Genomic DNA, 12,480 nt, shown 5'->3' with positions numbered 1-12,480 from the left:
CATGTTATAAAATATATAAAAAATAATTAAATTAAGCTTTTACAAAACAATGAAAGACAATTATAGAAAATACCCTAAAAAAATTCACTTTTTTAATAAACTAGTCAGCTATTTACTTTTAACCACAATATTAGCTGTTTTTAGCTTTCTTGAGCTAGCAGTAATGACAGTAATATTTTTGATCTTTATGAGCTTCTATGTAGCTATAATTATTTTGGGCGCTACATACTTAGCTATTACAAGTGTATTTAAAATAAAGAAAAACATAAAAGATAAAAAAGCTATTTAATCTTTTTTGACCAAGTTGGCAGCATAAGCTCTAGCTCCTATCAATCCAACGTCTGTATTCATTATTATGTGGATTGGAAAATCTTTCATCATTGCTGACATTCTCCCTTTATCTCTAAATTTTTCCAAAAATTTGCTTTCTTTAATTTGACCAATAAGGCGCGGAGCAATTCCTCCAGCAATATATAAACCCCTAAATGGTAAGCTTGTTAAAGCTAGATTCCCTGCAACTGAGCCATAAATGCTCAGAAATATATCTACAGCTCTTGAAGCAGACGGTTCTTTATATTCTATAGCATACTTAACTATTATTGCCGCTTTATCTGAATCTGAAACTTTAAATAAATCTCTACGTAAACTGGTACATTCAGGTTGATTATATAATGGATTTCTAACTACATATTTATAAATATTATAAATACCATAACCGCTACAAAATCTTTCTGGAGAAACTCTATGTAAAGTTTTACGCATAAATTTAAATAACTCAATCTGCTCATCATCAACTGGAGGAAAATCAACATGACCGCCTTCGGTTTTATAAACTCTAGGCTTATGGTTTTCATCATAACTCACCAAACACATTCCAAGCCCAGTTCCTGCACCAATAACCGCGCAAAGGCTATTATCATCTTTTTTGCCTTCTTGGATAGTTATAATATCCTTTTGTCGGTCTAATTTTTCAATACCATAGCCAATGGCTTCAAAATCATTTATCACTTTGACTTTACTTTTATCAATACCTAAACCCTCAGCAACGTACTGCTCTGAAACCATCCATGGCAAATTTGTAATTTCGACCTCTCCATCTACCACAAAACCAGCAACAGCTAAGCAGGCTGAATCAATTTTTCCAGCTAAATCAATTTCAGCTAAAAAAATATTAATAACATCTGTTAAGCAGTTAAAATCTGCTCCTTTATATTTTCTTACAGCTATACTTTGAGTTTTACCATTTTCCAACTGAGAAACTTCTAATCTAGTATTAGTTCCTCCAATATCTCCAGATAATATATACATAAACCCTATTTCCCTTATTTACTATCTTGCCAGTACAAATATATGATATTCTGCTATAATTAGACAACAACTAATATATCATAAATCTTAGTCTAAATGTCTAAAGAAAATAAAACTACAGATTTTGAGTGTATAGGAACAGTCATATACCTTATTATTTAAATTTGTTTTTGCTGATGCCCATTTTTGTTACCGACCTCTACAATTTGTTTTTCTTTAGTTAGTTCCGTAAACGAAATTTTACAGTTAATACCAATACCAACATAAATTAGTACATTTATCACAAAGGAGTTTATGACTAATTTAAGTTTTTGATGTGCAGGCAATAGCAGTGGCTATTGGCAAATATCAAAAACTTAAATTAGGTATGAAATACAAAGTTAGAGAGTACTAATTTGTGTTGGAATTGGTATAATATAGCTAAGCTGAATAATTAATGTAGAGAAAGGCTCGTCATTTCAAACTCCGATCTGGAACATACTTAGTTGCCTCTGAAAAAATTTTCAAAGCAATATATTATGACGGCACTTTAACGATAAAATATTAGTAAATAAGTCCCAAGTAATTTACAGTAGTACTATCAAAACCTTGCAAATTTACATTATAATAACCAATAGGTAAATAATAAAATAAAGTAAGTATCGCATATTAGCGGTTAGTAGCTACAAAAAACAAAGAAAATAAAACGTTTGAGCCTAAGCGAGCTTTTTTATTTTCCATTTGTTTGTAACTACGTTAGCATAGTGCTAGGCAGCTTTACATATAAAGCTATAAGCTTAGCTTAGCTTCAACTTTTAAACACAGCTTAACCGGATTAACTATAACTCACTTTATAGCACATACATCTCTAGAGCAATAAAATAAATTATCTTCTATGTATGAGAGTGGATTTTCGTAGTAGCTTATCATTGCTTCCGACACATTCACTAAAAATTCTACATGCTCTTTTTTATCTAACGATTTTAACTTAAATTTTCTTGGGTCGTTTGCAAAGTAGCCTCTCTCATATACATTTGCACCTGTCTTATGGTCATGGTTATTAGTGCTCATTTCAGTATTTAGTATATTTAAGTATACTGGATAAAAATCCACTTTTTTAGATATAGAATTGTATATAACCATATCTCGCCTATATATTCCTGGGTGTTTAAGGTTGCCATACTTATAAACATTTTCATATTTTTTATAATTATACATAACAACCTCTTCAACTGTTACTTGCCCGGCTTTATCAGTTTTGACATGACTTTCTAAAGCTGCTATTAGTTCATTAAAAGAAATTCCTCTATGAAATTTATTTGCATTTCCGTTTGAAGCTGAACCTTTTATAACGATATTCTTGCCTGATAACATATAGAGGTTATAGAGTTTTTGTTTTTGAGTGAAGTTTAATGAAAAATTAGTCTTCTGGCTAGGATCAACACATATTGCTATAAAGTGAGGTTGGTATTTTCTAGTTAGAACTGAGCGATCAAAACATATACGTTGATAAGCCTTATGAGAGGATTGGTATTTAAGAGGCGTCATTTTTGAGAATATAGCATCAAGTTCAACATAACTTTGGTTGATATAGCGAGAATTTATATATTTTTCCCATTTCTCGAGTTGTCCCAATCTAGTACAATTTTCATTGTAATTACTAGCTTTAGAATGGGGTATGGTTGCAGTTTGATCTGACCAAAACCTTTGCACTTCATATATAATGTATTTTATATTAGTTTCATGAAAATTATTTCCAACACTATAATCAATCGTAAACTTCAGAATCATTCCTTTCCTCAACATTAGCTAAAAACAACACTTATCTATCATCAATAACTACAATATAATTAAAATTTAAGACTTATGTTTATATATAAATATTTTATATTAACATTTTTTAAAAAAAAGTCAACCCAGGTAAAAGCAAATAGAAGTTCTTAAAAGTAAAATATTATTCTAAACGTGTATGTTTTTGGTGTATACGCATTGTTTACATAATGTAGCTTATTAGGTTTCGGTAATTAAAATAAATATTAAAGTACAATCTGATGAAAAATTCTAACAAGCAACTCAACAATTCTATTATTTATTACATAAACCCTTATTTATTATCTCGCCAATACAAATATACGATATTCTGCTATAATTAGACAATAACTAATATATCATAAATCTTAGTCTAAATGTCTAAAGAAAATAAAACTACTGATTTTGGTTTCACAGAAGTACCATGGGAAGAAAAACAAAAAAAAGTTGCTGGAGTTTTTCACTCAGTCGCAGCTAAATACGACCTAATGAATGATTTGATGTCCTTTGGGATCCATCGGTTATGGAAAAAACAAACGATTTCAAAAGCTAGTATTCGTAAAGGAGATAGAGTTCTAGATTTAGCAGGTGGTACAGGAGATTTAGCTTATAAGTTTTGTCAGCTAGTAGGTTCTCAAGGCAAAGTTGTTCTTAGCGACATAAACTCTTCTATGTTAGAAGTTGGTAAAGAAAAACTGACTAATAAAGGATGCGTTGGAAATATTGAATATGTACAAGCAAATGCTGAATGCTTACCATTTCCAGATAACTTTTTTGATTGCATAACTATATCTTTTGGTTTAAGGAACGTTACAGACAAAGATAAGGCTTTAGCTTCTATGTGTAGAGTTTTAAAGCCAGGTGGTAGATTACTAGTTTTAGAGTTCTCTAAACCTATAATACCTATGCTTGCTAAAATTTATGATGAATACTCTTTTAAAGCATTACCTTTTTTAGGAAAAATCATTACACAAGATGCTGATAGCTATAAATATCTAGCAGAATCAATACGCAAGCATCCTGACCAAGAAACTTTAAAACAAATGATGTTAACTGCTGGCTTTGATAAGGTTGAATATCAAAATATGTCAGGTGGCATAGTCGCTTTACACACTGGGCATAAATACTAAAAATGATACAAACTGTTAATAAAGCTTTAAACTTAATAACAAAACTTGACCCCCAAGCTAGCCACTTACTATTGCCTTTAGAGAATAAATCTCTGACTATACACTTTAGTGATATAGACTACACAATTGCTATAAATGTAAAAAACCAAAGTTTATACGCTACAAACTCTAGTTTTGAGAATGTTTTAAGTGGTAAATTAGCTTATATTATAGAGTTAGTTTTTAATAAAAACCTACAAGAACTTTTAATAGCTGAAAAACTAGATTACAAAGGCAGCTTAAAAGCACTCAACGAATTTAATCATTTTTTTAATGCCCTTGATATCGATATAGTCTACAAAATTTCGCAAATTACAAGCCCAAGCTTTGCTAACCTAGTTGCAAAACCATTTAACAAAGCTAAAGAGTATTTACAAACATCTCACAAAGAAACTATCATTGATATAAAAGATTACTTAACTGAAGAAAAACAGTTATTAATTTCACAAAATGAAATAAATATCTTCTATCGTGAGATTCAAGAGTTAAAGCAATCTGTTGATAGGATAGATTTGAAACTAAAGCTACTACAAGGTTTGTATAATGATTAAAAAATTTTTCAGACTTATTTATATTTTTTATATCGTCAATAAATACTGCTTATTTAATGAACCAGTACGAGCTACAAATCTAAAATCTTTAAGGGCTATACTTTTTCTAAACCCTTTCTACTATTCAAGGAGAATTAGAAAGTTAGACCATGGTATACGCATACGTGAAGCTTTAGAAAAACTAGGACCTATATTTATTAAATTTGGACAAGCTTTATCTATTAGAGCAGACTTATTACCTCCAGAAGTAATAAAAGAAGTGGCAAAGCTACAAGATGATGTACCTCCCTTTGACAGTAAACTTGCAATGCAACAAATTGAAAAAGCATCTAAACAAACTATTAAAGACATATTTAGTGAGTTTAACGAATCTCCATTAGCTTCTGCATCTGTAGCGCAAGTACATAGTGCCACTCTTCATAGTGGTGAAGAAGTTGTAGTTAAAGTTCTGCGTCCAAACATTGAGAAAATCCTTAAACTTGATACTTCTTTGATGCTATTTTTCGCTAAAGGGCTTCGACTATTAAAAGAAATAAGAAGGTTTAAACCTGTTGAAATTGTTAGTGAAATTAATCAAAGTTTTTTTGACGAGCTAGACCTAGTAAGAGAAGCTGCAAATGCTTCTCAATTACGTAGAAATTTTGAAAATAGTCCTATACATTACGTTCCTAAAATTTACTGGGAATATACTAGTTCCACTGTAATGGTGATGGAAAAAGTCAGCGGTGTTAGCGTTTCAGACATAGAGACTTTAGACTCCCTAGGAGTTGATCGACGTTTACTAGCAAAAAGAGGTGTAGAAATTTTCTATTCTCAAGTTTTTGATGACTGTTTTTTTCATGCTGATATGCATCCAGGAAATATGTTCATAGATGTAACAAACCCAGCAGATCCTAAATACATATCTATAGATTTTGGTATTGTGGGCACTCTAAATAGAGAGGATCAACGCTATTTAGCTGGAAATTTCTTAGCTTTCTTTAAGCGTGATTATAGAAAAGTTGCTGAGCTGCATATAGAATCTGGTTGGGTACCAGCTAATACGCGTGTTGATGTACTAGAATCAGCAATCCGTACAGTTTGTGAACCTATATTTGAAAGACCTATGAAAGAAATTTCTCTTGGTTATACTTTAATGCAACTATTCAACGTTGCAAGAAGATTTGAGATGAATATCCAACCTCAACTAACTTTGCTACAAAAAACTTTATTCCATGTTGAAGGCTTAGGACAAAAACTCTGTCCTGAATTAAACATTTGGGAAACTTCTCGCCCTATTTTAGAAAAATGGATGAAAGAACAGATGGGACTTAGAGGCTTTTATCATCGTTCTATAGAAAATATGCCTAGAGTTAGTGACAAGCTGCCTGAATTACCACGTATAGTTTTTGATATCTTGCAGCAAACTCAAGCTAACCTAAAAAAAGAAAAAGATGTATCTTATATAAAAATTCCACAAAAAAAACCTAAAAAATGGCCTTTAGCTTTAGGGCTTGGATTGACAGGCTTAGGTATGTGGTATAGTTTATATGCTGACCCCACACCTTTAGTAAAACTACAAGAATTTATAGAAACCCATCATAATGGATTTATTGCTACAGGAGTAGTTTTTTTAATTTACTATATTTTTAAGAAGGAGAAATAAAAAATGTCTGACTGTATCTTCTGTAAAATTATCACTGGCGAAATTCCATGCAACAAAGTTTATGAAGATGATAGTTTTTTAGCTTTTCATGATATCAATCCTGCTGCAGATATCCATGTACTAGTCATACCTAAAAAGCATATAGCAAGCTTAAATGACTTATCTACGCAAGATCAAGAGCTTATGGGTGAATTTATGTTAATCATCCCAAAAATCGCTAAAGATTTAGGGCTAAAAGGGTTTAAAACTGTTATAAACACAGGTAAAGAAGGCGGTCAAATGGTATTTCATTTTCATGCTCATATACTAGGTGGTAAAATACATATGAGACTGCCTGAGTAATGTAAGAATACTCTACCCTGCCCTTACTAAGGTGATTATAGATATCTTATCGATCTTACTTCCCTCTTTAATAGTTTGAACAAATTCTTTTAAAGTTGACCCTGTTGTTAATACATCATCAAAAACTACTAGGTGTTTTGCTTGTATTGGCTTATTTAACTTAAAGACTCCTTTTATCTGGTCTATACGTTTTTGCTTAGAAGATTTTGATTGAGGTTTTGTATACTTAACTCTTTTATAATTTGTGAAAGTTGTTGGGACATTAGTATATTGTGAGAGTTTATTAGCTAGAAGCTCTGCTTGGTTAAAACCACGGTATAAATACCTAAATCTATGGATCGGTACTGCAGCTATAGTATCGATATCACCTAATTCTTTATTAATAGAGTTTTGCCACCATATAGATATTAATTTATCAAATATTGGCTCTACTAGTAAATCCTTATGGAATTTTAGTTTCTTAAGTAAATACTTAATTTCTACAGAATAGTTAAGTAAAAAATAATAATCATATTCATGGCAATCAAGTTCTATGGTTTCTTTTTTAAAGTTTAAATGACCAATTAAATCACTTGAACAATATTCACAAATAATATCATCTGAGCTTTGTCTACATAGTAAGCAACTTTGTTTAAGGAGTATTTTTATTATTTTTGGTATAATCACCATATAACTAGCTATCTTTTATAAAAAACTTATGTTTAATTATAACCTTTTTCTAAAGTTACAATCTAGTAAACCTGCTACTAAGGTTCACCAAGAGTCTTTTATAAAAAATGAAATTGCTCAAAGGTTATTAAGCAGACTTGAGTTCATAAAATTAAAACCTAACGATATTTTAGTCGACGGTTACAGCGATGAACAATATCAAAACGTTTTAAGCTTACGATTTCCTACAAGCAAAATACACAAACAACCAGGCCACCATATTAGATTTGACCTTATTGTCTCAAACTCGACAATTCACTTAACAGATAACATAGCTAATAAACTAGAGTATTATTATAAATTGTTAAATGATAATGGCATACTACTATTTTCAACTTTTGGCGATAAAACTTTTAGTAGTTTTAACAAAACTTTTGCTGAGATAGATGATCTAAAACATACCAATACAATGATAGACGTATTAACGTGGGGAAATACCCTACAAGCTAGCAAATATAAAACACCTGCTATAGAATCTGATCTTATAACTTTTACATATAAGTCTATAGAAGTTCTGTTTAATGATATACGTTCTCTAAACGAACCTCTTTCTGATACTAAGATGCGAACAACTTTTACTGGTAAAAAACGCTGGCAAAAATTTATAAATAAACTTAGTAAAAATTTACAATTAGAAATAGAAGCCTTATATGGCTATGCTGTACGTAAAGCTAATGATAATAACGTTACTCCTCGCCCAACTTCAAACAGAATAAGCTTAGATGATTTAAAAAAACAAATTATTGAATTTAAAAATACTACTAGCAATACATAATTGCCATAGTTGAAATATCACGCCAGTCTTGTGACGTACACATATTTGGCTTTGCTAAAGGTTGACAGTAAGTTTGCCATGCACCATCACCATATTTCTTCATAATCAAACAATTTTTAAAGCGTGTTTCTTCATTTTTAAGCAACCCAACTGTAGTTACATCTTCTATACGGTAGCCATCTTCTGATTGGAATTCTGATCCACTACTATTAACACTATCCTCTAAATTAGTTACTTGTGATGTTATTACACTAGTTGTTTTATTACTTTGCTCTGTTTCTTTTTCAAACGTTTCTTTGCCTAATATTTTTTCTGCTCTAGCCATTAGCTGGTCGTATTCTTGGTTCATATTTTTGCTAAACTGGTCCCATTCTTTTTTAGTGTGTTCAGGTAATTTCCTATTTTTGAGTTTTTCTACACTATTTTTATCAGTTTGTTTAGCTTGCTCACTATCAGCTACTGTACTAGCCAAACCAATGGTTTGAGACTCTAAATTAGTACTTCCAGCAGTGTCTGCATAAGCAAAACTTGAAGATACGAAAGCAATTGCAATAGCAAGTAATTTATTAATTTTCATATAACATATAAAAAGATTTTGTACGATTAAAAAAAGTATATAAAATATTGTGAATATAAAAAAGCCATTTTACAATTGTATCATCAAATTACAATCTGTTCTTCATGTAACTCGATATTATAGTGCTTAAATATTTGATCTTTAATAAAGTTAATTAAAGCTAAAATTTCCTGACCAGTAGCTTCACCTTTATTAACAATAATTCCTCCATGTTTCGGGGAAATTTGCGCATCTCCTATAGATTTTCCCTTTAAACCAAGCTCCTGTACCATTACACCCACTGGAACATTAGCCTGAGGCCTTTTAAAAACACTTCCTGCTGTAGGTTTTTGAGGTAAGTTAGCCAGACGCCGAGAATAAATGTCATTTAGCTTATTTTTAATCTCTTGCTTAGGTTTTTTTTCAAACTCAAATTCTGCTGACAAAATGCATAGGTTACTCTTATCTTTAAACATTGAGTACCTATATCCATATTCTATATCTTTTTTTGCATAGTTTATAACCTCTTGTGTAAGAAGATCCAAAACTCTTACACTTTTGACACAAGTATAAATCTCATCACCATAAGCACCAGCATTCATAATAAGTGCCCCACCAATACTAGCTGGAACATCATAAAATGTCTCAATTCCACTTAAACCAGCTTCATATGTGGCTATAGCAAGGTCTTGTAATAACACTCCTGACTGCACATTGACTGTGCTTTCTTGAATTGTAAACGAATTAAAATTCTTACAAAGAATTACAAAAGCAACCTCATCATCATAATATTTTTTAGAAAAGATAATATTACTACCATTACCCAAAAAAAATATTTTCTCATGCTTATTGGCTATAGCTAAAACCTCATCTTCACAACTTGGAAAATAAACGTTTCTAGCAAAAGATTTAATTCTATAAGTATTATATTTCTCTAGAGATAAGTAATTTTCTGGCATCGAGTCACCTAAATGTCTTGCTCTAGAAGCTCTATCTGCATAAAATGCGCCATATTATCTACAAGATTATCATAGCCTCTAAATATTTGATGTGCATTATTAATAGTAGAAAATTCATCCAGTAAAGAACCTGCCATCAAACACGCCATACCAGCACGTAAATCCTTCACACTCATAACAGCTGCTCTAAGGTTTTCGTAGTCTTTTATTGGATTTATTTTTATGAGGTTATTATCAATAGATAAATCAAAACCCATTTTACGAATCTGATAAACGTAATTAATACGCTCTGGATATACTGTATCTTGTATAGTGCTAGGGCTGTTTGCTATAAGCAGCATAACAGCATAGATCGGTTGCAAATCTGTAGGGAAATGCGGAAACGGCGCTGCGATTATGTCCACCCCGTTTAAACTACTATCCTTACCAAAAAATTTTATAGTTTTATTTTCTTGGTTATATTCCCAATTTGCTCCAGCATTAGTAAGCTTTTCTAAAGGTTTTTCAATATTGTAGATATCTTGAGTATTAATATTTGTGATTGTAACGTCCGTTTTATATAAGTATGCCATAGCTGCGTATGTCATAGCTTGGATACGATCAAATATAATCTCAAACTCACACCCTAAAAGTCTAGTCACCCCATATATTTTTATTTTTCTACTTCCAATATCAAAATCAATCCTTGCTCCACACCTATTTAGGTATTCTATTAAGGTAACCACTTCTGGTTCTAATGCAACATTTTCTAAAACCACCTCTGAACTACCTATCACAGCATACATTACTAAGTTCATCGTGGCACCAACAGACGGAAAAGGCATCTTAAACTCTGCATTTTTTTCTTCTTTATATATGACTTCAATATGCTCATCAGTTAATTTAACTTCTGCTCCTAAAGCTTCTAAGCCACTTAAATGAATATCAAAAGGCCTTTTTTCACTAAAACTACATCCACCTGGAAAGCCAATCTTAACTTTACCTTTTTTCTTTAGCATTGAACCTAAAAGCATCAAAGAACAGCGCGTCTTTGAGGTCATTTCACCACAAAGCTCAAGTGGTTCTATAGTAACACCTTTAGTATCAATACTTACCTCTTCACCTTTTTCGATAACTTTTGCACCAACATTTTCTAGAATTTCTTTTGCGCCTTTATAGTCTAAAAGAGTAGTAGGAACATTAGTAAATTTTGTTTTTGTATCTGGAATTAAACTAGCAAAAACAAGGTGTAAAAGGGCATTTTTCGCCCCACTAATATTTATAGTCACGTCAGAAGCAATATTATTTAGCTTTCTTACTCTTAGTACTTTCATCATTTATTCTCTTATTTTTTCTATTTGCAAAAGGATTATCTGACTGTTTAAACTCAAATATTACAGGGGTGCCACGAAAATCTAAAGCTTCTCTAAAGAAATTTTCTAAATATTTCTTATAAGACTGTGGTAATTTACTAAGTTGGTTTCCATGAATAACTATAATTGGAGGATTATGTCCTCCAACGTGAGCGTATTTAAGTTTTATTCTAAACTTACCAACCATTGGTGGTGAATGTGCTTCTATAGCTAATTGTAACAATTTAGTAGCCTCAGCTGTAGTTATTTTCTTATTAGCGCACTGGTAAGCTGTATCTATAGATTCAAATACATGACCAACATTTGTACCATGTAATGCTGAAATAAAATGGATATCTATATAATCTTGTAAGAAAAATAGACGTCTTTTAAGTTCTTTTTTAACGTTTTCTTTAGCTTCATCTGTCATACCATCCCACTTGTTAACAGCGATAACTAATGCTCTGCCATTTTTTATAGCAAAATGGATTAGACTTAAATCTTGATCTGAAATGCCTTCTCTGGCATCAACAACAGCGACTACAACGTTAGAATCTTGTATAGATTGTAATGTTTTTACTACTGAAAATTTTTCTAAAGTTTGCTTTATCTTACCTCGTCTACGTACTCCAGCAGTATCGATAATAGTATATTTTTTACCATGACGTTCAAAGGGAATACTTACACTATCAATAGTTGTACCAGGCATATCAAATACAACTACTCTTTCCTCTCCAAGCATTCTATTAGTCAAAGTTGATTTACCAACATTTGGTCTACCAATTAATGAAAAATGTACACCATGGCGAGATTTTTCTTTATGCTCATCTGTTTGTGTATGATCTTGGTAATACTCTAGCAACGGTTTTTTTAAATACTTATCTAAAAGCTTTTGAATATTACGACGATGTGCTGCAGATATAGCAAATACTTTTTCAAAACCTAATTCATAAAACTCTGCCATTGCTGAGTTTTCTTCAACGCCGTCTACTTTATTTACAACTACTACGACTTTTTTATCTTTCTGACGAAGTAAATTAGCAACATATTCATCACCACTTGTTAACCCTGACCTGCCATCAACAACAAAAAAAACTAAATTTGCTTCGTCTATAGCCATCTCTGCTTGCTTTGCCATAAATTCATCAAAGCCAATATCTTTATCAGAAATTCCTCCAGTATCTACTACCAGATAATCAAGGTCATCGTATTTTGATTGTCCATACTGGCGGTCACGAGTAACACCCTCAAAATCGAAAACCAAAGCATCTCGGGAATTAGTTAATACATTAAATAAAGTAGATTTACCAACATTTGCTCTACCCACTATAGCTGTTAGAAAAGACAT

13 protein-coding genes are annotated in these 12,480 nt (G+C 31.4%); 6 read left to right on the top strand and 7 right to left on the bottom strand.

Annotated features, from left to right (window positions below):
- Positions 1 to 49: 49 nt before the first annotated feature.
- The gene (locus tag E4K63_RS01695; protein ID WP_133942055.1) at positions 50 to 289 is read left to right on the top strand and encodes a hypothetical protein; all 240 of its coding nucleotides are present in this window, start codon (positions 50 to 52) and stop codon (positions 287 to 289) included.
- Here E4K63_RS01695 and glk read toward each other — a convergent pair.
- Positions 286 to 1,308, bottom strand: coding sequence for a glucokinase (gene glk, locus E4K63_RS01690; RefSeq protein WP_133942056.1), 1,023 nt, complete (start codon positions 1,306 to 1,308; stop codon positions 286 to 288). The genes E4K63_RS01695 and glk overlap by 4 nt on opposite strands.
- Positions 1,309 to 2,133: 825 nt before the next feature.
- Positions 2,134 to 3,078, bottom strand: a complete 945-nt coding sequence (locus tag E4K63_RS01685; RefSeq protein ID WP_166666902.1) for a hypothetical protein — start codon at positions 3,076 to 3,078, stop codon at positions 2,134 to 2,136.
- 395 nt (positions 3,079 to 3,473) lie between these two features.
- Here E4K63_RS01685 and ubiE point away from each other — a divergent pair, with 395 nt between their 5' ends.
- From ubiE to E4K63_RS01665, 4 genes are read left to right on the top strand one after another with little or no spacing between them, the layout of a single operon-like run.
- Positions 3,474 to 4,226 (top strand): bifunctional demethylmenaquinone methyltransferase/2-methoxy-6-polyprenyl-1,4-benzoquinol methylase UbiE, encoded by a 753-nt coding sequence (gene ubiE / locus E4K63_RS01680; protein WP_133942058.1) that lies wholly within the window; start codon positions 3,474 to 3,476, stop codon positions 4,224 to 4,226.
- Positions 4,227 to 4,228: 2 nt separating this feature from the next.
- Positions 4,229 to 4,816: a ubiquinone biosynthesis accessory factor UbiJ gene (locus tag E4K63_RS01675; protein WP_133942059.1), complete on the top strand. Its 588-nt coding sequence runs from the start codon at positions 4,229 to 4,231 to the stop codon at positions 4,814 to 4,816.
- A complete protein-coding gene (ubiB, locus tag E4K63_RS01670) occupies positions 4,809 to 6,461 on the top strand; it encodes a ubiquinone biosynthesis regulatory protein kinase UbiB (RefSeq protein WP_133942060.1) in 1,653 nt (550 codons plus the stop codon). The genes E4K63_RS01675 and ubiB overlap by 8 nt, the downstream gene beginning before the upstream one ends.
- A 3-nt stretch (positions 6,462 to 6,464) precedes the next feature.
- Positions 6,465 to 6,803 carry a histidine triad nucleotide-binding protein gene (locus tag E4K63_RS01665; protein ID WP_133942061.1) on the top strand — a complete coding sequence of 113 codons (339 nt, stop codon included), beginning with the start codon at positions 6,465 to 6,467 and terminating at the stop codon, positions 6,801 to 6,803.
- A 12-nt stretch (positions 6,804 to 6,815) separates the two neighbouring features.
- On the opposite strand, the gene E4K63_RS01660 is transcribed toward E4K63_RS01665, so the two are convergent.
- Positions 6,816 to 7,472: a ComF family protein gene (locus E4K63_RS01660; protein WP_133942062.1), complete on the bottom strand. Its 657-nt coding sequence runs from the start codon at positions 7,470 to 7,472 to the stop codon at positions 6,816 to 6,818.
- Between the two features lie 28 nt (positions 7,473 to 7,500).
- Between E4K63_RS01660 and E4K63_RS01655 the strand changes: the two genes are divergently transcribed.
- The gene (locus E4K63_RS01655; protein ID WP_133942063.1) at positions 7,501 to 8,286 is read left to right on the top strand and encodes a methyltransferase domain-containing protein; all 786 of its coding nucleotides are present in this window, start codon (positions 7,501 to 7,503) and stop codon (positions 8,284 to 8,286) included.
- On the opposite strand, the gene E4K63_RS01650 is transcribed toward E4K63_RS01655, so the two are convergent.
- The 4 genes from E4K63_RS01650 to der all read right to left on the bottom strand — a co-directional run bounded on the left by E4K63_RS01650 (position 8,273) and on the right by der (position 12,480).
- Complete coding sequence (locus tag E4K63_RS01650; protein WP_133942064.1) at positions 8,273 to 8,863, bottom strand: hypothetical protein; 591 nt, start codon at positions 8,861 to 8,863, stop codon at positions 8,273 to 8,275. The genes E4K63_RS01655 and E4K63_RS01650 overlap by 14 nt on opposite strands.
- Positions 8,864 to 8,946: 83 nt before the next feature.
- Entirely contained in the window at positions 8,947 to 9,801 is an 855-nt protein-coding gene (gene murB, locus E4K63_RS01645) for a UDP-N-acetylmuramate dehydrogenase (protein WP_133942065.1), read from the bottom strand.
- Positions 9,802 to 9,809: 8 nt separating this feature from the next.
- On the bottom strand, positions 9,810 to 11,114 hold the full coding sequence (locus tag E4K63_RS01640) for a UDP-N-acetylglucosamine 1-carboxyvinyltransferase (RefSeq protein WP_133942100.1): 1,305 nt from the start codon (positions 11,112 to 11,114) through the stop codon (positions 9,810 to 9,812).
- Entirely contained in the window at positions 11,083 to 12,480 is a 1,398-nt protein-coding gene (gene der, locus E4K63_RS01635; RefSeq protein ID WP_133942066.1) for a ribosome biogenesis GTPase Der, read from the bottom strand. Before der ends, E4K63_RS01640 begins: the two co-directional genes overlap by 32 nt.

The sequence above is a fragment of the Allofrancisella inopinata genome, assembly GCF_012222965.1.
Classification (GTDB): domain Bacteria; phylum Pseudomonadota; class Gammaproteobacteria; order Francisellales; family Francisellaceae; genus Francisella; species Francisella inopinata.
Note: the sequence above shows the minus strand (reverse complement) of the source record. Positions and strands in the feature narration are given on the sequence as shown.